This is a genomic window from Roseovarius sp. MMSF_3281, from assembly GCF_030733685.1.
GTDB lineage: Bacteria > Pseudomonadota > Alphaproteobacteria > Rhodobacterales > Rhodobacteraceae > Roseovarius.
In genome coordinates this window covers 60,766-81,760 of record NZ_JASHIM010000001.1, presented here as the reverse complement: position 1 = coordinate 81,760, position 20,995 = coordinate 60,766, and the positions used below count along the sequence as shown (strand labels likewise).

Annotated in this window: 35 protein-coding genes; 19 read left to right on the top strand and 16 right to left on the bottom strand. The window is 58.7% G+C overall.

Translation table 11 applies throughout. The features are described 5' to 3' along the window. Positions 1-83: 83 nt before the first annotated feature. From RBB32_RS00635 to RBB32_RS00560, 16 genes are all read right to left on the bottom strand, one after another. Positions 84-443 (bottom strand): hypothetical protein, encoded by a 360-nt coding sequence (locus RBB32_RS00635; protein ID WP_306150741.1) that lies wholly within the window; start codon positions 441-443, stop codon positions 84-86. Next, entirely contained in the window at positions 436-993 is a 558-nt protein-coding gene (locus RBB32_RS00630) for a hypothetical protein (RefSeq protein WP_306150740.1), read from the bottom strand. The genes RBB32_RS00635 and RBB32_RS00630 overlap by 8 nt, the downstream gene beginning before the upstream one ends. Then, complete coding sequence (locus RBB32_RS00625) at positions 990-1,556, bottom strand: class I SAM-dependent methyltransferase (RefSeq protein WP_306150739.1); 567 nt, start codon at positions 1,554-1,556, stop codon at positions 990-992. Before RBB32_RS00625 ends, RBB32_RS00630 begins: the two co-directional genes overlap by 4 nt. Next, the gene (locus RBB32_RS00620; protein WP_306150738.1) at positions 1,553-2,155 is read right to left on the bottom strand and encodes a glycosyltransferase family A protein; all 603 of its coding nucleotides are present in this window, start codon (positions 2,153-2,155) and stop codon (positions 1,553-1,555) included. The genes RBB32_RS00625 and RBB32_RS00620 overlap by 4 nt, the downstream gene beginning before the upstream one ends. Further along, positions 2,155-2,532: a hypothetical protein gene (locus RBB32_RS00615; RefSeq protein WP_306150737.1), complete on the bottom strand. Its 378-nt coding sequence runs from the start codon at positions 2,530-2,532 to the stop codon at positions 2,155-2,157. Before RBB32_RS00615 ends, RBB32_RS00620 begins: the two co-directional genes overlap by 1 nt. Continuing rightward, positions 2,529-3,065 (bottom strand): DnaT-like ssDNA-binding protein, encoded by a 537-nt coding sequence (locus RBB32_RS00610; protein ID WP_306150736.1) that lies wholly within the window; start codon positions 3,063-3,065, stop codon positions 2,529-2,531. Before RBB32_RS00610 ends, RBB32_RS00615 begins: the two co-directional genes overlap by 4 nt. Continuing rightward, positions 3,065-3,445, bottom strand: coding sequence for a hypothetical protein (locus RBB32_RS00605; protein WP_306150735.1), 381 nt, complete (start codon positions 3,443-3,445; stop codon positions 3,065-3,067). Before RBB32_RS00605 ends, RBB32_RS00610 begins: the two co-directional genes overlap by 1 nt. Before the next feature lie 83 nt (positions 3,446-3,528). Continuing rightward, on the bottom strand, positions 3,529-4,698 hold the full coding sequence (locus RBB32_RS00600) for a P22 phage major capsid protein family protein (RefSeq protein WP_306150734.1): 1,170 nt from the start codon (positions 4,696-4,698) through the stop codon (positions 3,529-3,531). Between the two features lie 118 nt (positions 4,699-4,816). Continuing rightward, the gene (locus tag RBB32_RS00595) at positions 4,817-5,617 is read right to left on the bottom strand and encodes a DUF6651 domain-containing protein (RefSeq protein ID WP_306150733.1); all 801 of its coding nucleotides are present in this window, start codon (positions 5,615-5,617) and stop codon (positions 4,817-4,819) included. A gap of 137 nt (positions 5,618-5,754) precedes the next feature. Continuing rightward, entirely contained in the window at positions 5,755-6,084 is a 330-nt protein-coding gene (locus RBB32_RS00590) for a hypothetical protein (RefSeq protein WP_306150732.1), read from the bottom strand. After that, complete coding sequence (locus tag RBB32_RS00585; RefSeq protein WP_306150731.1) at positions 6,062-7,549, bottom strand: DUF4055 domain-containing protein; 1,488 nt, start codon at positions 7,547-7,549, stop codon at positions 6,062-6,064. The genes RBB32_RS00590 and RBB32_RS00585 overlap by 23 nt, the downstream gene beginning before the upstream one ends. 7 nt (positions 7,550-7,556) lie before the next feature. Next, positions 7,557-9,122 carry a phage terminase large subunit gene (gene terL / locus RBB32_RS00580; RefSeq protein ID WP_306150730.1) on the bottom strand — a complete coding sequence of 522 codons (1,566 nt, stop codon included), beginning with the start codon at positions 9,120-9,122 and terminating at the stop codon, positions 7,557-7,559. Further along, entirely contained in the window at positions 9,112-9,507 is a 396-nt protein-coding gene (locus RBB32_RS00575) for a helix-turn-helix domain-containing protein (protein ID WP_306150729.1), read from the bottom strand. Before RBB32_RS00575 ends, terL begins: the two co-directional genes overlap by 11 nt. 244 nt (positions 9,508-9,751) lie before the next feature. After that, positions 9,752-9,937 carry a hypothetical protein gene (locus RBB32_RS00570; protein ID WP_306150728.1) on the bottom strand — a complete coding sequence of 62 codons (186 nt, stop codon included), beginning with the start codon at positions 9,935-9,937 and terminating at the stop codon, positions 9,752-9,754. Continuing rightward, on the bottom strand, positions 9,934-10,707 hold the full coding sequence (locus RBB32_RS00565; protein WP_306150727.1) for a ParB N-terminal domain-containing protein: 774 nt from the start codon (positions 10,705-10,707) through the stop codon (positions 9,934-9,936). The genes RBB32_RS00570 and RBB32_RS00565 overlap by 4 nt, the downstream gene beginning before the upstream one ends. Further along, the gene (locus tag RBB32_RS00560) at positions 10,688-12,019 is read right to left on the bottom strand and encodes a hypothetical protein (RefSeq protein ID WP_371931006.1); all 1,332 of its coding nucleotides are present in this window, start codon (positions 12,017-12,019) and stop codon (positions 10,688-10,690) included. The genes RBB32_RS00565 and RBB32_RS00560 overlap by 20 nt, the downstream gene beginning before the upstream one ends. Between RBB32_RS00560 and RBB32_RS00555 the strand changes: the two genes are divergently transcribed. The 19 genes from RBB32_RS00555 (at position 12,018) to RBB32_RS00470 (ending at position 20,994) form a co-directional block, all read left to right on the top strand. Beyond that, the gene (locus RBB32_RS00555) at positions 12,018-12,491 is read left to right on the top strand and encodes a DUF488 domain-containing protein (protein ID WP_306150725.1); all 474 of its coding nucleotides are present in this window, start codon (positions 12,018-12,020) and stop codon (positions 12,489-12,491) included. The genes RBB32_RS00560 and RBB32_RS00555 overlap by 2 nt on opposite strands. Beyond that, positions 12,449-13,153 (top strand): HNH endonuclease, encoded by a 705-nt coding sequence (locus RBB32_RS21315; protein ID WP_371931000.1) that lies wholly within the window; start codon positions 12,449-12,451, stop codon positions 13,151-13,153. Before RBB32_RS00555 ends, RBB32_RS21315 begins: the two co-directional genes overlap by 43 nt. A gap of 2 nt (positions 13,154-13,155) precedes the next feature. Continuing rightward, the gene (locus tag RBB32_RS00550; RefSeq protein WP_306150724.1) at positions 13,156-13,386 is read left to right on the top strand and encodes a hypothetical protein; all 231 of its coding nucleotides are present in this window, start codon (positions 13,156-13,158) and stop codon (positions 13,384-13,386) included. 72 nt (positions 13,387-13,458) lie between these two features. Next, positions 13,459-14,331, top strand: a complete 873-nt coding sequence (locus RBB32_RS00545; protein WP_306150723.1) for a ParB/RepB/Spo0J family partition protein — start codon at positions 13,459-13,461, stop codon at positions 14,329-14,331. Between the two features lie 255 nt (positions 14,332-14,586). Further along, on the top strand, positions 14,587-14,835 hold the full coding sequence (locus tag RBB32_RS00540; protein WP_306150722.1) for a hypothetical protein: 249 nt from the start codon (positions 14,587-14,589) through the stop codon (positions 14,833-14,835). Between the two features lie 177 nt (positions 14,836-15,012). Further along, positions 15,013-15,222 (top strand): hypothetical protein, encoded by a 210-nt coding sequence (locus tag RBB32_RS00535; RefSeq protein WP_306150721.1) that lies wholly within the window; start codon positions 15,013-15,015, stop codon positions 15,220-15,222. Between the two features lie 2 nt (positions 15,223-15,224). Then, positions 15,225-15,443, top strand: a complete 219-nt coding sequence (locus RBB32_RS00530) for a hypothetical protein (protein WP_306150720.1) — start codon at positions 15,225-15,227, stop codon at positions 15,441-15,443. Beyond that, on the top strand, positions 15,440-15,742 hold the full coding sequence (locus tag RBB32_RS00525; protein ID WP_306150719.1) for a hypothetical protein: 303 nt from the start codon (positions 15,440-15,442) through the stop codon (positions 15,740-15,742). The genes RBB32_RS00530 and RBB32_RS00525 overlap by 4 nt, the downstream gene beginning before the upstream one ends. Further along, a complete protein-coding gene (locus RBB32_RS00520; protein WP_306150718.1) occupies positions 15,729-16,013 on the top strand; it encodes a hypothetical protein in 285 nt (94 codons plus the stop codon). Before RBB32_RS00525 ends, RBB32_RS00520 begins: the two co-directional genes overlap by 14 nt. Further along, positions 16,000-16,302 carry a hypothetical protein gene (locus RBB32_RS00515; protein WP_306150717.1) on the top strand — a complete coding sequence of 101 codons (303 nt, stop codon included), beginning with the start codon at positions 16,000-16,002 and terminating at the stop codon, positions 16,300-16,302. Before RBB32_RS00520 ends, RBB32_RS00515 begins: the two co-directional genes overlap by 14 nt. Further along, entirely contained in the window at positions 16,299-17,690 is a 1,392-nt protein-coding gene (locus RBB32_RS00510) for a DUF4942 domain-containing protein (RefSeq protein ID WP_306150716.1), read from the top strand. The genes RBB32_RS00515 and RBB32_RS00510 overlap by 4 nt, the downstream gene beginning before the upstream one ends. After that, positions 17,687-17,881, top strand: coding sequence for a hypothetical protein (locus RBB32_RS00505; protein WP_306150715.1), 195 nt, complete (start codon positions 17,687-17,689; stop codon positions 17,879-17,881). Before RBB32_RS00510 ends, RBB32_RS00505 begins: the two co-directional genes overlap by 4 nt. A gap of 11 nt (positions 17,882-17,892) precedes the next feature. Further along, positions 17,893-18,477: a hypothetical protein gene (locus tag RBB32_RS00500; RefSeq protein ID WP_306150714.1), complete on the top strand. Its 585-nt coding sequence runs from the start codon at positions 17,893-17,895 to the stop codon at positions 18,475-18,477. Then, positions 18,474-18,881: a hypothetical protein gene (locus tag RBB32_RS00495; protein ID WP_306150713.1), complete on the top strand. Its 408-nt coding sequence runs from the start codon at positions 18,474-18,476 to the stop codon at positions 18,879-18,881. The genes RBB32_RS00500 and RBB32_RS00495 overlap by 4 nt, the downstream gene beginning before the upstream one ends. A gap of 102 nt (positions 18,882-18,983) precedes the next feature. Next, a complete protein-coding gene (locus tag RBB32_RS00490; protein ID WP_306150712.1) occupies positions 18,984-19,232 on the top strand; it encodes a hypothetical protein in 249 nt (82 codons plus the stop codon). Between the two features lie 16 nt (positions 19,233-19,248). Further along, positions 19,249-19,527, top strand: a complete 279-nt coding sequence (locus tag RBB32_RS00485; protein WP_306150711.1) for a hypothetical protein — start codon at positions 19,249-19,251, stop codon at positions 19,525-19,527. Positions 19,528-19,579: 52 nt separating this feature from the next. Further along, positions 19,580-19,810 (top strand): hypothetical protein, encoded by a 231-nt coding sequence (locus RBB32_RS00480; RefSeq protein WP_306150710.1) that lies wholly within the window; start codon positions 19,580-19,582, stop codon positions 19,808-19,810. Between the two features lie 14 nt (positions 19,811-19,824). Beyond that, positions 19,825-20,355, top strand: coding sequence for a hypothetical protein (locus tag RBB32_RS00475; protein WP_306150709.1), 531 nt, complete (start codon positions 19,825-19,827; stop codon positions 20,353-20,355). Positions 20,356-20,427: 72 nt separating this feature from the next. After that, positions 20,428-20,994 carry a hypothetical protein gene (locus RBB32_RS00470; protein ID WP_306150708.1) on the top strand — a complete coding sequence of 189 codons (567 nt, stop codon included), beginning with the start codon at positions 20,428-20,430 and terminating at the stop codon, positions 20,992-20,994. Position 20,995: the final 1 nt, after the last annotated feature.

The following is a 20,995-nucleotide window of genomic DNA, read 5'->3' as shown; positions in this document are numbered from 1 at the left end:
CCAGATTAGGTACGAAACGGCGATGCCGAATTTCACTCCGAGAAGAAACACGATCACGTTATGCACGACGATACTGAAAACGCTCATAGGTCAGAAAACAACAGGCGGGCTGCGATGGTGCGCAGGCCGTCTTCGTCGCCCTTGTCATTGACGTTAACGCCCTTGAAGTCCTCGGCGGTCACGCTGTCGTCATAGTGCGCAAGGATCACGTCAAGCAGTTCGCCCCGGTTCATCTTTGCCACATCGGCGCGGCTCAGGCCCTTGGCCTCCGGTTCATCATAGGCCACGGTCAGGGTTTCCGCGCGCATATGCCGGGCGATGAACGGCTCCTTCGCAATCCGGGCGAGGGTACCCGCCGAAACGGTCAAATCGCCCTCAGCGGGGATCGTGTGGCCCGTGCTGGCGGTAATCGGCTGGTCAGTTCGGTTGGTAAGTTTAGGCATTTTCGGTCTCCTTGGTTTCAATCTCGGGCTTCCCCAAAAGCACCGCAGTCCAGCCGCTTAGGCTGCGCATCCGGTCCCGATATTCCTCTGGTAGGGCCAGCCATTGCCGCCGAAAGCCGTCTGCCGCTTTCCACGGGTCACCGCCAAAGAAGTGCGGCGTCTGTGTCAACGGCACACCACAAAGCACAGCGCGGTCAAAGCCCAAGTCGATCAGCGCCACCTTGGTGGCAAACAGGCCCGACGATCCGCTGTGCGTCTGGCCGGGGAAGGCGTATTCTGTGAACTCCACGTTTGCGGGCAGTCGCGCCCGGCGGTGCGGCTGTGCGGCGGCGGGATGCGCAATCAGGCGCTTGGGCGGCGGGCCTTGCCGTTTATCCAGCCAACCCTTGTGGGTGAAAAACTCGGGATGCAGCGAAACCCAAGCATCCAATTCACCGGGCCATTCGGCCCCGGCGTCATTGCAGGCAACAACGCCCTGATATTCCCCTTGATACGCCGCAATATCGTCATGCAGGCAGTCAGCCCCGCCAAGCACAAGAGCGGTTTTCATGCGCTGCACACCGCGAACACATGCACCGGGCAGTGCTGCACCACGGTCTTTCCGCCGTGGTCGCTGTGCGTGAATGTCACCTTGCCAGCCTTGCCGGTCTTCACGTTCTTGAACCCGGCCCGTTCCAAATCCACGCGCAGCCCGCTTTCCGTCCATCGGCGGTAGTCCTCTGGATACCCATGCAGCGGGAACGCGGTGAGTGTCGTAAACACCGCCACGCCACCGGGGCGAAGGACACGCTTGATTTCAGCCAGCGCAATATCCGGGTACTTCACATGCTCCATAACCTCGGAGCAAAGCACCCCGGAATAGCGGCCCGTCCAGTCCTGCGGCATGGCGTGCAGGTCGGCAACAACATCCACGTTCTCGCCGTCCTGAAAATCCATGCCCGTCCATTTGCCTTGGGCAAGGTCGCGGTTGATGATCCACCACTTGCCGGGGCCGTGTGACCGAGAGCCAACTTCCAGAACATCATCGCCCAACTTATCGGCGTGTCGCTCAATCCACGCCCGCACATTGCCGCGAACCGTGCCAATTGGAATGCCGTTGCTGGTTTCAGTCATTTCAGGCGATGCCCCATGCCAATTCCCGGCCTTCCGGGGTAACCTTTAATACCCGCCACGCGGCGCGGTTCGGGCCGATATAGCGCCTTTGCGATGCCCTTGGTGGCCCAGAGGCGAATATCAATGAATTTCTCGCCAGAGCGGCACGCTTTTGCCAGAGCCGCCACCCCCTCGCCTTTCATGGCCGTGCTGCACAAGCTGGCGTGCTTGGCGTTGTTGCACTCGCGCTCAGTCCCGTTCAGGTGCCGGTACAGGCTATGACTTTCGCCCACCAGATCGGCGTCATTCAGCCATTCATCGCAGGTTGCCAGCCAGTCCGGCGCGTATGCGTCGTCATCCTCAATAATTGCCACCCGGTCGGTACAGTAGGGCAACCCGGCAAGGATATTCCGCGCCTGCGTATTCTGCCCCGGCTGCCAAAGCGGCTCGGGCCGGATATGCACGATCTCCCAGCCTTCGATCTCGGGTGTCGGCATGGCCTCGGGCCCGTCATCGACAATGATCCATTGAACGGGGCCTTGATAGTCCTGTGAACGCATTTGATTGACGCAGGCAGCAAAGGCTTCTGGACGGGCGCCGGTTGGCGTCAAAAGGATCATCATTGATTATCCCTGTTGAAGTATGCCAGCACTTCGCTCACCAGCCACTCGGTCAAGTAGCAACGCACCTCGACGTTGTCGGGCGTGATCGGGATGCCTGTGAACTCGCAAAGGTAATCCGCAACGTGAACCGCTTCGTGAACAACCGTTGCGATCCGCGGGTTGTCGGTTTTGAAAACCATCCAGAAAACCGCGCTGCCGTCTGGGTGATCGCTGTATCCGGCCCCAGCCTCGCCCATGACAATGGAAGGGCTGCCAAGGCGGCTCAGTTCTTCGCACGCTCGATCAAAATCAGTGAAAACAAAAACAGACTGACGTAGCCAATCACTGTAGATGATGTGGTCGCAGTCGACTTCGGTTTTGACAGGATCGCTCATACCCGCATTGTCTCCCCTGACAGCTTCGACTGCCCTCCGTTTTTCAGGAAGGCACCGATCAGGTCGCGGACAGCCAGAATGACCGGTCGGGCGCCCTCGGCATCGTAACTGGAAAGGTCGTATACGGTCGAAAGGGGCCCAACCTTCTCCGACTTGACGCGCTCGTGCGGCGTGTAGGTCGGGGTCATGGCGCCGGGGGTGGTCAACTCGACGCGCGCCACCTCAATCGTGGCGTCCTTGATCTCCTGCGGCACGCTGTCATAGGGCACTGCGTACCCATCCCGGTCGACAAGGTCGGTACGAGGAAAAGCAAGTGCCTGCTCTCCATCCGCATTGCCACGTCCTTTGCGCTTGAAGCCGTCCCATGCCCAGCTATTCGACATGAAGTCCGTAGCCCGCACGATAGCTTGCTCGATCAGTGGATCGGTCGTGTAGCTATGCCCCCGCAGATCGCAGAAGGCTTTGAACTCTGCGAGGGACACGAAGGCATTGGCGTTGGAAAGGCCCGTGCCATCTTCGACAGTCAGCGCCATCAGTCAGCGCCACCATCACTTGCGGCTTTCTTTTCACGGTGAGCGCGGATCGCGTCGATGGCGTCCTCTTTCGTCGAAATCGGCGAGTCCGAAACCTCGGCCGCGGCACTGCGCAGTTGGGGCCAGGTCATCGCCTCGACGTCGCTCATGTCGACCTCACCGTCGTTGCCGGTGTCTTGCGGCTTCTGGGCCTCATTGGCGCCAGACCCTGCATCATTGCCAGCCGCTTTGACGTTGGCAGGTTGCTTGGCGCCGCTGTCCGCGCTTGCGCGCTTCGGATTTTCGAACAGCTCATGGACCTCGGGATCGAAGTCGGCCTTGTTGATGATCATGTAACCGCGCGGATGGTCGGCAATGACTTTCACTGTGGGAATGCGCATCTTAGGTCTCCTATCTTGATGCTGGTCTGGGTTGATCAAGAGGGCCGCCGCAACGGCCCTCCCTTCAACTCAGCTCAGGCAATTTAGCCTTGCAGGATGGACAGCCACTTCGGATTCGGAGCGGCCGTACCCCAGGCGAGGCCGATCTCGAATTTCACGCGGCGGTACTGATGATAGACGGCGACCTGGAAGGTCAAACCGGACACAGGGTCGACCAGAGTCGTCACATCATCAGCCGCGTCGCCACCTTCCGGCATGGCGGGCTGACGCGCGGCCAGCAGCAATGCGTTCTGGTGGAAGCCAAGGTTGGCCGTGTAGCTTGCGTCGGTGGTGGCAACGACGCCATCATCGAGCGCCAGCAGAAGGCCGGGATCGTTGATCACGATGTCCTTGTCGCCATCGCCCGCAGCACCGGTGCCGATCACGTACTTGTTGGGATCACCCGCAAAGCTGATCACATCACCGGACAGGTGGTCACCGGTGCCGGTATCAAGGTGGATCGAGGTGTCGCCAGCGTCGTAACCAGCGCCCAGATCAACCAGGTAATCCGGCGAGGACGCAGCCGAAGTGCCAGCCGTGTGCGCATTGATGCCAGCCGAGTAGCCCATGACAAAGCCGTGCAGGCGGCGCATTTCACGGTTGCGCAGAAGGGCCCCGGCATCACCGGCCTCGTTGGCCTTGAACAGTTGCGACTGCTTGCCTTCGAGCTTGGCGCGCGCCGAAGAACCCACGACCATGACGCGACCGCCCTGCGGGGCACCGTTCTCATCGAGAATGCGGTTGATCTCGGAAAGGTCGGTCATGTCGTCGGCCGTGGCAAACGGCGTGGTGCCGGGCGTGCCATAGGCGCGGGACGCATTCACGTACTGCGCGGCAAGGTCGGACTCGACAGCATTTGCCAGCGTGCGGAAGCCCTGTGCAAACTGGTCACGGAGGATCGTGTTGATCTGACCGTAGGGCGACAGGGCTTTTTGTTCCTCGCCGGTCCAGCGGATCGGGTAGGCCTTCGACTTCGAGATCGTCACATTGACGTTGCCGATGGTCTGATCGCCGGAGTCAGCCGGGTCGTTGCCGGGCGTGATGTCCTCAAGCGTGTTCTGGGGAACAACGGGCGATTGCACGGTCTGGCCGACTGCGGCCATTTCCGTGGTCGAGTCACGGTTCACGTTGGGGATGAAGCCGATCAGCTCGCGAGACACCTCGGAGAGAGCAGCATAAAGGGTCGGCATAACTGCCGTCAGGTTGTTAGCCATGAGAGGCCTCCGTTTTTAAGTGAAAGAGCGAGACAAAACGTCCGCTTGGAACGGGCTATCCAGCCCTTGCACCGGGGGAGGCATCCGCCACCCGGCAAACCCCGCCGAAGCGAGAACGTCAGTCGACTAGCGTGAAGCCGTCCGACATTTTTTGGCTGCGCTGGCCGTGGTCGAGAGCTTCGAACTCGGCCCGCGTAATGGTCTTGTCACCGCCGCGACCATCATCGCCGTTGGCCCCGCCGCCGTTGTGACCGCGGCCCTTGAGGATGTTGTCACGGTAGGGGTACTGATCAACGAGGGTTTCCAGAGCCTCGTCAAAGCTGGCGATCTCACCCGGCTTTTCGCGCGAGTAAATCTTGTTGCCTTGGTTGTCGTAGGCGATCAGCTCACCATCCTCGACTTTGAAGTTCTGGCCAAAGCGCGATTGCAGCATGTCGTGAGGGATCGCGACCTTTTCGGCCACGAACTTCGAGCGGGCGAACCCACCGCCGATCAGCTCATTGTCGAGCCGCTGCTTGAGCTTGTCGCGCTCTTCCATGATCGGGGCATATTCTTCGTCCTTGGCCTTGATCGCCGCCTCACGCTGCTCTTCGGCGGCCTTGACCGCCGCGGCCTTGATCTCTTCGACCTTGCCAGCTTCGATCAGCTTCGACTCGTCGATATTCTTGACGGTTTCGATGGCCTTGATCGCCGCCTCGGGATCTTCGATGCCTTCGAACTTCTTGAGCGCGCCCTCGGCGGCATCCTTGGCCTCGCGATGCTTCTGCGCTTCGAAATTGAGCTCCTTGATCTTGTTGTGGGTAAACTCGGCGTCGAAGCTAAGTTCCTTCCCGTCGTCGTCGATATAAACGGGCTTGCCGTCCTTCACCTCTGCAAAGGTCTTGCCGTCGTGTTCGATGGTTTTCAGTTCCATTGGCATGGGTCTTGGTCTCCTTGGGCTATCCAGCCCGGTTGTGTGAGGCTATCCAGCCCCGTTGCACCGCTTGCATCCGCAGAGGCGGCAGGTTCACCGCAATGGTGGGAAAATCCCATAATTGCGGAATCTCTGTGTGTGGGTCAGCCGCGTGCGCGCAGCTTGATGTCGTACTCAAGCGCGTCATCATCGAGATGTTCCGGGTAATCGTAGAGCTGATAGCCGCGCGCCATCACGTCTTGCTGGTCCTCCGGCGGCAGGGCTTCGAATACCTTGCGGGGCAAGAGCTTTGGCGCGCGACCAGCAAGGTTGAAGTGCTCGTCGAGTTCAAGAAACAGGTCGTACGCTTGGTCCGGGTTTAGTCCGATTGAAAAGCGATCCGTGTGGGTCATCGGGCCAGCTTCACTGACCGTTTCGATCACCAGATCACCGCCCTCAATTCCGATGCGCTTATGGATCAACGATTCCGTCATCATCGTCCTCGTCTTCGGTTTCGTCGTCGCCGTCCTCAAGGTCATCAAGGATCAAATCTGCGTCGGCCTCGGGGTCGTACTTCTTGTCGAGAATGCTGCGCCGCTTGGCTTCGTGAAGCGTGGCATCGCGGCTGATGTCGCCCGACTTGCGCAGGCTCATAACGTGGCTGAACCCATCGTCTTCGCTGTCAGATGTATCGAAGTCGGTGTCGATCTGGACCAATGGGCGCAACTCGGATTTGAGCCACATAGCCGTGTATGCCATCGCGGTGTTGTAGGCGTCAGAGGCATTGATCGCCCACGCCTGAATGGCGCTGTTGCCCTTGCTGGCAGCGAAAGACGTAGTGATCTTTGTCAGGTTGCCACTTGACTGTGCCGTGAGGGGCTGACGCCCGAGTTCACGCAACTCTTTCGTCGTGTTCTTGACGTCATCAGCCAGAAATTTCAGCGAGGCGGCCGATGGCTCAAGGATTTCCCAGCTTGCCGACCCACCTTCCCCGGTGTTGGGGGCGTAAAGCGCGATGCCGGGGCCGGTTTCAATCGGCTCGGGCTTGCCATCTTCACCAATGGACGGTGAAACCCCGTTGCCCGCGATCATCGGATAGCACGACATGGTCTTTGCAAACTCAAGCCCGGTTTCCTGCTGGAACAAGGTGATTTGAAGATCGGCCGCGTCCTGCATCGGAGGTTTGAACGTCCAGCCTTTCCCCTTGCGACGGCCGGTCAAGACCGCGACGAGCGGGATGACCTGAATGGTCAGTGGCCGTTTTGGCTCTTCAATGATCCACTTTAGTTGACCGTCATCGCCCTTTACCTCTTTCCAGACCGTGATCGTGGCGCCGCCCCATGCTTCGCCCTCTTTCTCACGATTGAACTCAAGCACACGCTTTTCGGTTGTTTCGAAAAACCCCTTGCGAACTGTCTTGTGCTCAAGCAGGCGAACGTGAACGAATTGCTCCTTGCCCTCGATCATCGCCGTGTAGGCGGCGCGGACGCTTTCAACCGGGTAGCGAACCCAATAGGGCCGCGCGCCCATCTTGCGCTCTTGGGCAACCGTGGCGTTTTGAGGGACGTTCTTGGTGTAGTCTACCAAGATCCAGTCCACGCCAAAGGCAATGGCATCGTAGAAGCTCTCGGAGGCGACGACGTGCAGGCTGTTGCCGCGGCCGTCCACGTCCTCGATGAACTCGTCAAAGGTGCTGTCTGTGGTGTCCTCCTTGATCGTCACCTCTTTTGCAAAGGCGCGGTGCGCGAGGTTTTCCACAATGTCGGCAAAGACGTTCGTGAGCTTGGATACCTCGATGCGAAACTTATACCGTGCGTCCGTTTCCTTGGGCAGTTGCGGCAGATAGGTCTTCGCTTGACGCCTCATGGACGCGAGGCCATCAAGGATAGTGCGGACCTTCTGCCACTTCGGGAGCATCGCCTCCATGTCGGATGCGCGGGTATCCGGTTTTTGTTCCATGATCGTCCTATGACTGCGTGCCGGTCAGGGCGACGCCCTGCGGCTTTGAGATTTCCATGAAGGCGCGGCTGGTGGCGTCCACCTGGTCCTTGAACTTGCCGAAAGGAAACAAGCTCAGTTCTTCGAGATAGTCCTTGTTCCAATCGCCGAGCACGATCATCACGTTGCCGGCCTCGGCCTGTGCGGATACGGGCGAGGCCCGCGTGACCTTGTCACCGCTTTCCGAGCTAGACCGATAGTTGAAGCCAGCGCAGGCCTTGATGAGCTGTTGCGCCCAGACCTTGCCACCGGCGCCGGGGTCTTGCGGGACCGACCCCATCACCCTGCCCCCGTACTTTTGGAAGTCAGCGGCGGCCGTGCTGCGCATGAGCCGCTTGACCCCCGCATCGCTCAATTGGTCGCGAACAACGTCGATGATGACGTAATCGCCGTCCCTCGTTTCGCCGATCAGAACGCCAGCGGTGTAGGCCGAGTCCCTTTCGGTCGAGGCGGCAATGTCCCAGCCGCGCACGTAGCGCACGCAGTTGGGCGCAGCCCGAACGGGCATGAACCATTCCCGATGGAACATACCGCCGCCGCGTGGTGTCGGACGCTGTTGGAGCTGACCAGCGGTGGCATATGATCCCATCACCCGCTTGTCGCGCTCGACCACCTCACGCGAAAACCGATCTTCGAACAGCAGATCGCCATCGGCTTCGCGCGGGTCTTGCAGGTAGACCTCTTGCACGGGCTTGCTCTCGATCACTTGGCGACGGTCAGCGTCGACCGCTTCGCCTTCGAGATACCAGCGTTGATGCGCCGCGTCGTACCGGGCCATGACGGGCTTGACGTCCATCCAGCTTGGCTTGACCACCGAGTAACAACGCCGCTCAACCTCGAACTCCATCGGCAGCATGACGTGGTGATAACCGTAGTCACTGGCGAGGATGTGCCCGGCCACATCATCTTCGTGCAAACGCTGCATGATGATGATGATCACCGATGTCTTCGGGTTCACCAGGCGCGACGTCAGCGTTTCCTTGAAAATCCGCACAGCGGTTTCCCGGGTGGTGTCCGATTCCGACCCCTCGGGATTGATCGGGTCGTCCCACGTAACGAAGTGGCCACGCTTGCCGGTCATGCCGGCAACGGCCGAGCTTTGCCGAAACCCGCCCTTATTGTTCTCGAAGTTGGTCTTTTCGTTCTGGTCGCTGGTGATTTTCGTCGGCCAGCGCCGTTGATACCACTCGCTTTCGATCAGCAATCGCGTGCGGCGGTTGTCTCGGGTGGCGAGGCCCTGCTCGTGGGCCGCGCCAATATAGCGTGAATGCGGGGCCCCACCCGGCCCCCAAAGCCACGCGGGAAAGAACACCGACGCGGCCGAGGATTTCGAGGTGCCGGGCGGCACGTTGATCAGCAGGCGATTGATCTCGCCAGAATGGCAGGCCATCAGGTGATCGCTGACGACGTCCATGTGCCAGTTGTCTTGGTACACCTCGGCGTCAATCACCGGCCACGACATGCTGATGAAGTCGCTCAGGCTGCGCGCTGCAAGCTCCCGGTCGATATTGACGAAATCTGTTTCATTCAGCATCAGCGGCGTCTTGATCGAGCGTTGCGGCCCGCAGTTCACGCAGCGCCTCGGTGCTCATCTTGCTTGGGTCAATCGTCGCGACCTCATGTCTGAAAGCCCCGTCTTTGCCCGGCCCTTCAACCTTCGCCTGGTGGCCATACCCCCGGTCACGCATCTTGCGATCCGCGTACCAGCGCACCGTGTCCATTTCGCCGTTCTTGATCGCCGTGACGATTTTGCCCTCGGCCATGTCCTTGGTTTGATCTTCGATGTCCGCGCGCACATCCTTGAGTTCCGGGTTCTCATTGATGAAGCGGTAGACCGTCGATCTATCGACGCCCAAGTAATGCGCCGCAGCGGTCATGATACCGCCCACAGCCTCAAGCGCCGTTGTAACGGATTGCACTGTCAGCTTCTTTTGAGACCCGCCGCGACGGGATGTTGGTTCCGTGGTTTCAGTCATTAATCAGCCCATATGCGTGTGAATGTTGCGTCTGTTGCGACGGCGCGCTGTTCTCTTCACTGCCCTGGTAAGGCGATCACAGGCCGGAATTGTTCGGTTTGTGTAAGCATTTTGCGGAAAACCGAATACTCGCCCCGGAGGCCATGTTGCCAAAATATAAGGATTCGCAGGTTTCAGCCGGAATTGGTCACCGCCTGCGGTCATCCACGGTTGCTTGAGGGCTTACAGGTGCAGAAAACTGCCTGATGTCATGCACAAGCAGGACACCGTCAGACAAGACCTCCGCTTCGACCTCGATGTGGTAATCGGTAGAGCCGCGATCCACTCCGAAGATGCGGGCGTCACCCATGCGATAGGCGACAAGGGCGCTCATGCGCTCTTCTCCACGACGTCGCCGTCATCAACGGGTTCGGCGGCCTCGGCCTCAATCTGATCAAGGCGTTCCATTGCCAGTTCGGTCAGGGCCGCGATAGCCATGGCGTTGTTCTGGATGTTGTGCGCTTCCTTGGTGCGCACGATGGCGTCGAACATGGTGTCGAAATCCTCGAGGCGAGCCGCGTAGAACAGAGCCTTCTGGCTTTTGCCCGCGCGCTTCACCAGGTCTTCGAACTGCGTGGCGTCTTCGGGCAGAAATGACAGCGTGATTTCCTGATAATCCGGGCCGTCGACATTAAAGCCCGACAGGCTCAGGTCTTTCAGGCCGGAGAAGACATCATCGGTCAGACCGGAGTATTCCTTACCAGACAAGCTCAAGCCCTCGTACAGCTCTTCGAGAACCGAAAGGTCGTCTTGGCCGTTGACCGCATTGTGCGCGAGCTGGATCTCGACGCGACGCTCTGCGCTGATCCAGTTGCGGATCACGATGCAGTCGATGTCCTCAAGACCGGCCTCGCGCGCCGACATGACGCGGTGATTGCCGCTCACGATCTCGTACACGGGCGGGTCTTCGGTGGGCTTGCCGTTCTTGGCCTGCATCAGCCAGACAAGCGGCAGGCTCGTCAGGGCCCCGTCGCGGGTGATGTTCTCGGTAAGCCGCTGTTGCTGCTCGGCCGTCATGTATCGGGCGTTCTTTTTGAGGTGCCGGAGTTGCTTGATCGGCAACCGCTCAATGGCGGTGTCGAGCTTATCCTTTTTTGGGGCCATGTTTCTTCCACCAGTCCTGATAGAGTTGCTGAGGCGTGCGATCCGACACCGGCCCGCCATACTGGATCACGTAGCCGTCGCCAGCATCGTTCTCCCGGCGGGATAGCTTCTTGAGCACACCGCGGTACTTCATTGAGCTTGGGTTACGCGAGAAGGCGGTCGTGACCACCTGGTCGTAGCGCTTGAGTAGCTTCAACTCCATCGCGCGGACGAGCGCGCGGGAGGTTGCCAGCATTGCCACGAACTTCGACAGCTTGCCCTCGTTGATGATGGCGAGGTCCGAAAGGATCAGCACCGTGTGGTCGCCATAGGCCAGCCGGGTCTTGGGCCCCTCGTCGTAGATCACCGACCCGACTAGCATGTCGTCGATCAGGATCAGGAAATTGACCATGCCCGACACGTGGGTGATCGACTTGGCGAGGTAGACGTCCTTGATGAAATTCATCTTGGCGCCGTCGGCCAGCAGGATCTCGACCTTGCTCTTTGCGGTCAACTTCTCGGGATCGACCGGCTTGTAGCGGAATGCGTCGGCTCGCCCACGCTTGTGGATAAAGCTCGAAGCCTTGGTTTTGGCGTAGCAGTAGTGCGGTAGGCGCCGCCCGGCCGCGAATTTGAGCACCGCCTTGTGGTCGTCCCAATATTGATCGGTCAACATGCAATAGCGTGCGCCAGCCCTCTCCAGCTTGCGCGTTTCTTCACGCAAATCCTTTGGATCCCAAAGACCGTATGCAGGTTCGTCCCACTCAACGTTTTCGTTGAGGAACTTGAACTGCGCTTCGTAGCCGCCCTTGGCAAATGGCGGGAAGGCCAAGATCATCGCGTCGCGCTCAATCGCACTATGGGCATGCTTGAGCCAATCGCCCGGAAAGAACGAATTGACCTCCATCGCCTCAAGCGTACGCGTTATCTTAGGAACGGTGCGATCGACGTAATGCAGGAAGTTCCGATCATAGTAGTCGAAATGCTTCACGTTGTAGGCGTTGTTGCGCCGCGCATAGCGAGCCATCTCAAAGGCCACCATGACAGCCGCAGCGCGCGTAACCGGGTCCGCTTTTTCCAGCAGCTTTTCCTTGCCGGCAAGTTCACCCGTGAACGTAAACTCGATAGGCGCACCCGTGGCCAGGCCGCCCATCACGCAGGAGAAGAGCGAGACATCGTTCGAGTGAACCTTCACCTGTGGCGCCAGCGCCTGCAACGCGCGCTCAAGGCGGAAGGTGCCAGAACAACAGATATGCACATCCCGTTCCTTGGTGAAGTCGATCACCTTAAATATCTGCTGGATGCACTCGGTTGGCACAACTCCCAAAAACATGAGCGATTTCAAGCCTTTACACTTTAACAGCGTGCGTAATCTGCTATTCTATCCTCACTGGAAAAAGGAGAGCAGAATGCAAATCTACACGTCATGTTGGTTTCAGTATTTCGGTCCCGGTCGCATCGGGATCAGTCGCGGCAATCCGCGCGGCCTTAGCGCCGGGTATCGCCTCTACAAAAAACTCGCTCCGACCCGGGAAATCCTGCGTGAGTGCAAGGAACAGCCCGAGTATCGTCGCCGGTTTTTCTCTGAGGTATTGGAGCAGCTCGATCCGCAACAAGTGCTGAAAGACCTCGAAGAACGATCACAGGACGGCTTGGCCGTGCTGATGTGCTTCGAGCGAGCTCCGCTGCATGAGCGGAACTGGTGTCATCGAAGTATGGTGGCTGAATACCTCCAAGATCGTCTGGGGATCGAGGTGCCGGAATGGGACCCGGCGATCCACGGCGATCAAAAGGCCCTTCTCTGATGAAGAAGTGTCGGAACTGCCCAACGCGGATTCCCGCAGCAGGACCGACACGGTGCCAAGAGTGTGCGCGGCGCAATGCCGCGCTCACCAGGCTCGCTCGAGACGCCGACCCGAACCACAAAGCAAAGAAACGTGCTTACGATATCGCCAACAGGGAGCGAGCTCGAGAGCTTAAACGCAAAAGGTATCGGCCACGCTCTAACTCGAAAACCTGCGTCGACTGCGATGCCCAAATCCCCGCCCGCGGACCCGCTCGGTGCATCGAACACCATGAGGCATATTGGACAGCGTATTACTCCGAGAAGAACAAGCGGTGGCCACGAGAGAATGTCGAGAAGAACCGCGCCCGACGGCGTCGGCGCCGCCTCCGCGTCATGGAAGCGGAAGGAGCTTACACCGCTGAACAATGGGCCGCACTGCAACACGTCACCGGGAACCGATGCTTATGCTGCGGGATCGATGCTGACCTAGAACCCGACCACGTCATCCCGCTTGCAAAGGGCGGAACAAACTGGATCGACAACATTCAACCGCTTTGTCGTTCCTGTAACGCGCGAAAGCGCCTCAAATCAACTGACTACCGATCAAAGGAGACCAGAACCATGTTGAAACAATGGAGCGGGGCGCCGGAGTCGAACCGACAAGCCAAACTGGACGTCTAGCCATGACCATCACCCGCAAAACCGATCTTCTGCGTGAGGCGCTTCGTGAGGGTCGAGAGATCGACGCGCTCAGGATCGCCAAGTCTTTCCGCATGTTGGGCGACTTCAAGGTCGCCGTTCAGCGTGGGTGGGACGCATATCAGAACCCGCGTTTTGCGAGGTCATTGGGACGCGACCCAGATCGTCTTGTAAAGCAGGGCATTGAGGCCGTTCGATCTCTTTACCCTGTTTAAATAACTGGCGGGCCTCAGTTTGCCGCATCGGCCCGCCAGTACATCGCAACCTCTGGAAAAAGGAATGAGCGAATGCTCAAACGCATACCCCTGAATCTGATAACCCGCAACCCTGATCAGCCGCGTCAGCACTTCGATCAGCGCGCGCTGGAAGAATTGGCCAACTCGATCCACGAGAACGGGTTGCAGCAACCGATCACAGTGCGACCCATTGAGCGTGACGGTGAGGGCCACGAGTACCAAGTCATTATGGGCGAACGACGTTTCCGCGCCCACAAGTTACTCGAAGCCGATGGCGAGTTGTTCGACATCCTGTGCCATGTGCGCCGGATGGATGATCGCGACATGCACATCAACGCAATCCTTGAGAACCTGCAACGCGCCGAGGTTTCCCCCTTGGAAGAGGCAATCGCCTACCAGCGGATGCTGGACGAATTTGATTTCACGCCTGAGACATTAGCGACGAAGCTCGGCATCAGCCAAGCGTGGCGGATTACCTATCGCACGAAGTTGCTCGGCTTGACAGACGACAACCGTGATCTGCTTTCGCGCGGCGTGGTTAGTCACACGCAGGCCTATCATATGGCGGGGCTCAGCCCGAATGGCCAGCAAACGTTTCTCAAACTCTGCATGGCCGGGCTTGCGTCAACCGACAAGGCCGCGGCCGAAGCCGCTGATGCCATAGTCACGAAGGAAGCCCAGGCCGAAATGCCGATGGTGGCGCAGATCCCCAAGCGCGCGTCGCTCAAGTCTCTCGACGAGCGGATCGACAAGCTCGGGACAGCGATGCAGCCGTTGTTCAAAGATGGCCCATTCAAGGCGCCGAAAAGCATCGACCCAGACGAGGCGCAGCGGTGCATTGAGAAGTTGAAACTCCTGCGCCGGAACATCGCCCAGATCGAAAGCGAGCTGACCCGCTCAGCCACGGTATCGGCGGCAGCATGACCGCCAAATGAAATGGCCGACCCAGAGGGCCGGCCATCGCATCGTGACGGGATATCATGATCAAGACGATTTTCGCGCCTGTGGGTAATTTGTCAACAAAGCCACGAAATGTCAATAATAGCGATATACAAATAAGGCAAAGACAACGCCAATCGGCAAGCTATTGTATTTGTGTGTTTTTTTATTTGCATCCATCGCTATTTGCGATATACTTTAATCATCGGGCAATGAAGCCCAGCCAAAATGGAGACAGACATGGCGCACATGGGAAACATCTATCAATCACGCATCGGGCAGGCAGGCAGCAACGGGACAGCCCTTCCAGAAACCAAGGCGGGCGACGAAGTCGTTGTCTTTGCCGTGCCCGAGCACTGGCACGGGCAAGAGACCCCGAGCGTGACGATCTCGGTCAATCTTCACGCGGCGCAATTGACCGCGGCCGAGGCCAGGCGCTTGGCCAAAGCTCTGCTTGATCACGCCAATCAGGCCGAAAGTGCAGGCTAATGCCAGCGCTGACGATCACCCTTCAACCCGAGGAAGCCAGGGCTATTGAACGGGCCATCATGGCCGTTCTCAGGCACGAAGAGTCAACCCGCATCATCTACCCACATGGCGCAGAGAAACGTGCAGCCAAGCGCGTCCTAAAGAAGCTCCATTGGGCCGAAAGCAAAGGATTACCCCATGAAGCGACCTAGCATCAAAAGCCCTTGCGTGGCCGACAATTGGTCGGGACCGGGCGAACGTATCGCAGAGGTCATGTTCCCCGATGGCACAAGCTGCCTGATCTCGATCTGCACCACTGCGGGCGTCCGCTCAATCGACGTTTATCGGGCCAGCGCGGACATCGCAGTACGCGCCGATGGCGAGGAAATCGAATTGGAGGGAGAGTAACCATGCAAAAATATGACCACGCCTTCACGCTCGGATTCTCGCTGATCAGCGCGTGCGAGGATGCCAGCGACGTCACCCACGAAATGTTGCGTGAAGCGATCCATCGCCGCTTGCGGGATCTCGAACACTCCCACGCGATCAACCCTGCGCAGGGCGAAAGCCTTGTCGACGCCTGCGATGCGCCGTTCGACACGTTTGAGATCAAGGAGAACACCCCATGAGTACCCTTGAAGAACACGACGCTGAGCAGGCCGAAATCACCGCCATGTGCGAAGCAGGCACCTGCGACCATCCTGAGTGCCATGATGATCATTTTAGGAACGAACTGGTCGACCGCTGCGCGCCCAGGTGGGCGTGGGACATAATCGACGAAACGCTGGCCATGGATGCGGAAAGCAAAGCATTCGGTGCCAACCTGCGCGCAGACATCAAAGCCGCAATGCGCGCCATGCTGCTCGCGTGCGAACGACCTGACGATCAACCGATCTCGCGAAAGGAGGCCGACGATGCCGAAGTTTAATATCAACGATTACGTATGGGTCAAGCTGACCAAAACGGGCCACAAAATACACCGTAAATATTGGGAGCCCTATTCAAACGGTAATTACCAGCCTGCAAAAGTCAGCATAGACGGTTGGTCTCGGTTTCAGCTTCACGAGCTTATGCACATTTTCGGGCCTGAAATGAGAATGGGCGCAAATCTACCGTTCGCATCGGAAATTATTTTGGATTGCGACCGGCCAATCATGCTTGAGGATTTGCAGGAAGGTCAGGCCGATGCCTTTTCCTAAGCCGCAATGGAGCGATTGGATTGATCACGATGGCAGCGGGTTTCCGGTTGCGACCGGAACAATGGTGCATCGCTTCTTCGATCACGCGGTAGACATCATCAACGGAGACCGCGTGAAACCAACGCAAGAGCACATCGGGCCTCTGCAACCTAACGAGTTGTCGTGCTGGCTGTGGGTAATGCCAAGGAAATATCAGATCGGCCGAGCGCCAAAGGTATTGCGCTACCGCTACCGGATCGTTCCCGCCAAACAATCCAAAACCAAAGCCGCAGAATTGGAGGTTACATGACCGACCAAAGCAACATGCCGGCCGTCCTGCGGTCGCTTCCCGATCTCGTGAAAGAATACGAAACCAAGCGTGACTCTGTCGCCGACACCGTGGCCGCGTTCAAAGCCACTGTGACCGAAATTGAAATGCAATCGACCATTGGCGGCACCTATGCGCATTCAGTTTGGGGCCGCGGCAGTCCTTACGTCCACGAGCGGGCGATCCTCGACAACCTGCTCAAGTCCGCGTGGATGCACGTCTATAAGGGCCTGAACCTCGACAAGATCGCCAGCGCATCGGATCGCAACGCCTTTGAGCGATCATTCGAAAACCCGCCAGAGTTCACGCTCGGCAATATCCGGGCGACCTTTGGCCATTACGTGGCAGATCCGCGTCACCATATCCTGAAAGGCCTGGCGGAATGCTTTGTCGATCTGGACCCGGCATTCAAATCGCACAGCAAGGTCAAGGTGGGCGTCGAGGGCCTGCCCAAACGGATCATCCTTCGCAGCGTCGGCGCCGAATATGGACAGGGGTACGGCTTTGAGAAGCTGCGCGACACGCTCAACGCGATCCGGGTGTTCGAGGGCCAACCGCATACCAGCTACAATGAAATCTCGGATCTCGTGAAGGACGCGAAGCGCGATCAGGTCGAGTTCGAAGGAATGAAGCTGCAAGTCTACAAGAACGGCAATGGCCACCTGCAATTCACGCCGGAAAAGCTGCGCGCGATCAATCTGGCGTTGGCCGAGTTCTACGGCGACGTGCTGCCCGACACGCCCGACGCCGAGCCCGATCAGTACCGCGATCTGTTCCGATCTCGGGAAGTCTCGAAAGACCTGCAATTCTACCCCACCCCGCGCAAGGTGATTGACGAGGTTTTGCGTGGTGTGGATTGGCGGGACGTCAAGACAATCCTTGAACCGAGTTGCGGTGACGGCCGGATCATGGATGCGATACGTGAAGCCGTGCAGGAAAAATGCCTGACCGGAGTTCGCATGGGCGGGGTCGAGGTCAACCATGAACGGGCCGAAGAGGCGCGGGCCAAAGGGCATTCGGTCTACATCAGAAACTTCCTCGAAGCCACGCCGACGCCAGATTACGACCTGATCGTGATGAACCCGCCGTTCTACGGCCTGCACTGGCAAAAGCACCTGCTGCATGCGCGCAAGTTCCTGAAACCCCATCCCGAGGATCGACGTTTCGGCGGCGGCACCCTGATCTGCATCCTGCCCGCGACAGCGTTCTACGATGGCCACCTCGGAAAGCTCGGACTTGTGCGGGAAGATGCCCATACGCGCGACCGCGGCTGGATCGACAGCGGTTGGCGCGACCTGCCAGTGGCCAGCTTCGCCGAATCCGGCACGAACATCCCGACCGGGTTCATCAGCATCGGGCCGGGCCAATGAGTGACCCCGTCGGCGAAGCCAGGTCCAAAGCGCTTTTCGAGGCGCGAAAGGCCTATAGCAACGAGGCGCGGCGCCTGCGGCGTGATCCAGAAAAGATCAACTCACGCTGTCTGATCGTCGCCATCGACGCCTTCAACGAAGCATTCGCTGAACTCACGTCAGAAGACGATTTCGACGTAATTGACAACTAGGAACGGAACACATGAGCATTGATTGCCCGGAAGCCGAAGAGATTGAACAGAAACACCCCGGCGCCCTAGACGAGATCGCCGAAGAGATCACGGAACACCTGTGGGACCGGGACCGCATCAGCGAGGCCGAGGAAGGCGAGGACGGATACGTGTTCATCGCCGACATCGTGCAAATGAACGCCTGCAACCACGCGTTCACCGGGACGTTCTGGTTGGGCGGTGTTGAATATTCGTTCGGGGCTGAAAACGGCGACTGGAACGGATGGGTATGGCGGGAGATCAGCGCGGATAAGCCCGTGCCTGAAATTGACTACAAGCCGACCACATGGGCCCTTCAACCTATCGACTCGCTAATCAGCAAGGCAATCGAGAAGGGCCAAGGTAAGTTTCTGGTTCTCAAGTGGGACGAGATCGCCAGCCGTGAACCGTACAAATCACTGCCCGGGAAGTACGGATACGACCGTCATTTCCAACCTGGCCTAAAAGTCGAGCGCTATTGGAAGAACAAAGCCGCGGAAGGGCGCTTCAAGCTGGTCGATCAGGAAACCGCAGACGAAACACGCAAACGCCTACTGGCAAAGGATGCAAACCAATGACCCGCGACGAGATCATCGAAACCACCGACTGCCCGAAATGCGGCGCCAAGCCGGGGCAGCCATGCCGGAAAGGCGACGGCAGCGACCGCGCGCAGCGCAAAAACCACGTCGAGCGTGTCTACCGCGCTCAAGACATCGCAGCGGGCAAACCGGATCGCTTCACAGGCAAACTAAACGACGATCATCAAGCCGACCGGCGCTGTCCGATCTGCCACAAGCTGCTCAAGTCACGGCAGGGCGCAACGGATCATATGGTCGGCGCTCATGGAATGTCGCGCAGCGAAGCGAAGAAGCAGCGGAAGGCATACGTGCTCAAAGCCGGGTCCAAGGCGAACAAGATGGGCTATTCTCAAAAGGCCGAAAGTGACGACTTCGATCTGATCGACGATGGCGACACTGGATAGCTATTTTATCGCTATTGGTGTATTTTTTTCTTGAATTACATCGCAAATAGCGATATTTATAGGTCATCGGGCAATCAAGCCCAACCGAAATGGAGACAGCCGATGGCCTTTCAACCTTCCGAACTTTTCCCCGAACTTCCGGTTCACACATTCACCGCGCATCGCGTCATGCTCGATGACAGCCTGACCGAAAGCGCCTTCCTCGGCGAGTTCGAGGTCGATGACTGGATGGACGAAATGTACGGGCGCGCTGCCACCGTCCAAGTCCAGCGCGATGATGGCAAGACGATCATCTACACCGATGACGGTCAGCGCTTCGTGCCAATCCACAAATTCACCGCAGACGTGTGAGGGCAGAACGATGCACATGATACCCAACGCATTCCGCGACGATCTCAAGCCGAAATTCGGCGTCCCGCAGATCAAACCTCGCCTCGGCGAAACCTTCGATAAGAACAACGATCTCACGCTCGGAGAGGATGGTCGCACGGTCTACCACCGCGACGGGTACGTTTCCTACGGCGGCCCCGCCGACGCAATCGTTGATTACGACAAGCGTCACATGCACCCGGCCGCATTCAACGAGCACTACGCGGACGGTGACGAGCGCAGCGAGAGCATGATGCTGCACGGCGCCAACGGATAACCGGGGGTCACGCGCCCCCAATCACCACGATTGCAAACCGATGGAGAGAGCGATGCAAACCCAAGATGCCCGCCAAGCCGTCCAGATGTTCTGGTCGCACCGCGCCTGCCTGCCCGACAGCGACAGCGTGAACGATGCGATTGAGCTGATCCGCGACATCGCCCGCACCGCCAAGGCACAGGGCCGCAAGATCACCGATGATGAATGGCTCGCAATGGCTGAGCAGGTCGATGAGGCCTGTGTCGATGAATGCCTGCCGCGCCTCTTCAAATACGACGCCTAAAGGGAGATTCCGAAATGACCCGCTTCAACTGCCTGACCAGCGACGCCGAAATCGAAACCTTCTCGGCCTTCTATGTTGCCCCGGTACGCGATGACCGAAGCTCGGCCGAGATCGACAGCCTTCCCGCCCCGACAGAGATTGTTCAATGCGAACCGGGCGAAGCCGAGTTCTATACGATCTACGGATCGGCGATTAGCGAATCCGGATGCCAATGGATGGCCGTTCACGATGCGCACGAGCCCCAAGAAATCGTGCGGATCGCCAAGCAGATCAATCTCGAAACCGGCAAACCGTTTTTCTATCGCGATGAACGCTATGGCTGCGTACCGAGCTTTGGCGCCGATCTGGACTTCACTCGCATAGCCGAGGCGCTGACCGAGGAAATCCACGATGAACTGCCGGATCTGGACGCCAGTGATTTCGGCCGCGTCGATGACTTCGACAATCACACCCTCGCCCCTATGCGCGAGGCCTTTGTCGAGTTCTCGGACTACTCGGGCCTGAACACGGCCCGCGATCCATACAAGCCCTCACAAGCAGCGTAATCGGCGCACATACATCAAACCCCATTGGCAGGCACAAAGCCCGTCTTGGGGTGACACAGGAGGTCACAGACCATGAAACAGCGTATCTTTAAGGCAGGCCAGCAATGGCGAGTAATCAAGCAGGGCGCGCGGCTCTCTGGCATGCAGCCGGCGGGTTATTGCGCGCAGCAAGGATGGTCGATGGCGCTCGAGGTCGGCACAGTGCTTACCTGCGCCGGAGTGTCGATGTCGTTCGGTGACGGCGTGCCGCTCGTCAAATGGCTCGACGCCGAGGGCAAGCACCTCGCGAACGACTGCACCTTCCATCCCAGCAACGGCGCGATGTGGTGGAACGCCCCCGCGCCTGGGTGGCTGGTCCCGTATTCCGATGACGCGCAAATCTGGTCAATCGGCAACGGCGCAATCGACCACCGTCAAACCTTCGAGGCCAGCGTGTGCGCGGCATGGTGCGACGAGGCATGCGAAAGTGACGTCGAAGGCCTGTTGGCCCGGGCCGCAGTTCTCAATGGTGACTGGATCGTGTGGGACCCAGAGGGCGACGATCAGGGTTTCCTGTTGGTCGGCGATGATCCGTTCGATCTGGTGACGCAGGCCGTAGATCACCATGAGGGCCTGCACCTGTTTCGGGAGGCTAGCTGAC

Bases quoted from the DNA above. Each gene is read 5' to 3' on its own strand.
- RBB32_RS00565 (WP_306150727.1), bottom strand. From the start codon at position 10,707: ATGGCCCCAAAAAAGGATAAGCTCGACACCGCCATTGAGCGGTTGCCG.
- RBB32_RS00555 (WP_306150725.1), top strand. From the start codon at position 12,018: ATGAGCGATTTCAAGCCTTTACACTTTAACAGCGTGCGTAATCTGCTA.
- RBB32_RS00610 (WP_306150736.1), bottom strand. From the start codon at position 3,065: ATGGCGCTGACTGTCGAAGATGGCACGGGCCTTTCCAACGCCAATGCC.
- RBB32_RS00500 (WP_306150714.1), top strand. From the start codon at position 17,893: ATGAGCATTGATTGCCCGGAAGCCGAAGAGATTGAACAGAAACACCCC.
- RBB32_RS00550 (WP_306150724.1), top strand. From the start codon at position 13,156: ATGACCATCACCCGCAAAACCGATCTTCTGCGTGAGGCGCTTCGTGAG.
- RBB32_RS00470 (WP_306150708.1), top strand. From the start codon at position 20,428: ATGAAACAGCGTATCTTTAAGGCAGGCCAGCAATGGCGAGTAATCAAG.
- RBB32_RS00625 (WP_306150739.1), bottom strand. From the start codon at position 1,556: ATGACTGAAACCAGCAACGGCATTCCAATTGGCACGGTTCGCGGCAAT.
- RBB32_RS00585 (WP_306150731.1), bottom strand. From the start codon at position 7,549: ATGGAACAAAAACCGGATACCCGCGCATCCGACATGGAGGCGATGCTC.
- RBB32_RS00490 (WP_306150712.1), top strand. From the start codon at position 18,984: ATGGCCTTTCAACCTTCCGAACTTTTCCCCGAACTTCCGGTTCACACA.
- RBB32_RS00630 (WP_306150740.1), bottom strand. From the start codon at position 993: ATGAAAACCGCTCTTGTGCTTGGCGGGGCTGACTGCCTGCATGACGAT.
- RBB32_RS00615 (WP_306150737.1), bottom strand. From the start codon at position 2,532: ATGAGCGATCCTGTCAAAACCGAAGTCGACTGCGACCACATCATCTAC.
- RBB32_RS00635 (WP_306150741.1), bottom strand. From the start codon at position 443: ATGCCTAAACTTACCAACCGAACTGACCAGCCGATTACCGCCAGCACG.
- RBB32_RS00560 (WP_371931006.1), bottom strand. From the start codon at position 12,019: ATGTTTTTGGGAGTTGTGCCAACCGAGTGCATCCAGCAGATATTTAAG.
- RBB32_RS00600 (WP_306150734.1), bottom strand. From the start codon at position 4,698: ATGGCTAACAACCTGACGGCAGTTATGCCGACCCTTTATGCTGCTCTC.
- RBB32_RS00505 (WP_306150715.1), top strand. From the start codon at position 17,687: ATGAGTGACCCCGTCGGCGAAGCCAGGTCCAAAGCGCTTTTCGAGGCG.
- RBB32_RS00525 (WP_306150719.1), top strand. From the start codon at position 15,440: ATGAGTACCCTTGAAGAACACGACGCTGAGCAGGCCGAAATCACCGCC.
- RBB32_RS00485 (WP_306150711.1), top strand. From the start codon at position 19,249: ATGATACCCAACGCATTCCGCGACGATCTCAAGCCGAAATTCGGCGTC.
- RBB32_RS00590 (WP_306150732.1), bottom strand. From the start codon at position 6,084: ATGACGGAATCGTTGATCCATAAGCGCATCGGAATTGAGGGCGGTGAT.
- RBB32_RS00535 (WP_306150721.1), top strand. From the start codon at position 15,013: ATGAAGCGACCTAGCATCAAAAGCCCTTGCGTGGCCGACAATTGGTCG.
- RBB32_RS00605 (WP_306150735.1), bottom strand. From the start codon at position 3,445: ATGCGCATTCCCACAGTGAAAGTCATTGCCGACCATCCGCGCGGTTAC.
- RBB32_RS00570 (WP_306150728.1), bottom strand. From the start codon at position 9,937: ATGAGCGCCCTTGTCGCCTATCGCATGGGTGACGCCCGCATCTTCGGA.
- RBB32_RS00530 (WP_306150720.1), top strand. From the start codon at position 15,225: ATGCAAAAATATGACCACGCCTTCACGCTCGGATTCTCGCTGATCAGC.
- RBB32_RS00515 (WP_306150717.1), top strand. From the start codon at position 16,000: ATGCCTTTTCCTAAGCCGCAATGGAGCGATTGGATTGATCACGATGGC.
- RBB32_RS00480 (WP_306150710.1), top strand. From the start codon at position 19,580: ATGCAAACCCAAGATGCCCGCCAAGCCGTCCAGATGTTCTGGTCGCAC.
- RBB32_RS00545 (WP_306150723.1), top strand. From the start codon at position 13,459: ATGCTCAAACGCATACCCCTGAATCTGATAACCCGCAACCCTGATCAG.
- RBB32_RS00595 (WP_306150733.1), bottom strand. From the start codon at position 5,617: ATGCCAATGGAACTGAAAACCATCGAACACGACGGCAAGACCTTTGCA.
- RBB32_RS21315 (WP_371931000.1), top strand. From the start codon at position 12,449: ATGGGACCCGGCGATCCACGGCGATCAAAAGGCCCTTCTCTGATGAAG.
- RBB32_RS00620 (WP_306150738.1), bottom strand. From the start codon at position 2,155: ATGATCCTTTTGACGCCAACCGGCGCCCGTCCAGAAGCCTTTGCTGCC.
- RBB32_RS00510 (WP_306150716.1), top strand. From the start codon at position 16,299: ATGACCGACCAAAGCAACATGCCGGCCGTCCTGCGGTCGCTTCCCGAT.
- terL (WP_306150730.1), bottom strand. From the start codon at position 9,122: ATGCTGAATGAAACAGATTTCGTCAATATCGACCGGGAGCTTGCAGCG.
- RBB32_RS00495 (WP_306150713.1), top strand. From the start codon at position 18,474: ATGACCCGCGACGAGATCATCGAAACCACCGACTGCCCGAAATGCGGC.
- RBB32_RS00540 (WP_306150722.1), top strand. From the start codon at position 14,587: ATGGCGCACATGGGAAACATCTATCAATCACGCATCGGGCAGGCAGGC.
- RBB32_RS00475 (WP_306150709.1), top strand. From the start codon at position 19,825: ATGACCCGCTTCAACTGCCTGACCAGCGACGCCGAAATCGAAACCTTC.
- RBB32_RS00520 (WP_306150718.1), top strand. From the start codon at position 15,729: ATGCCGAAGTTTAATATCAACGATTACGTATGGGTCAAGCTGACCAAA.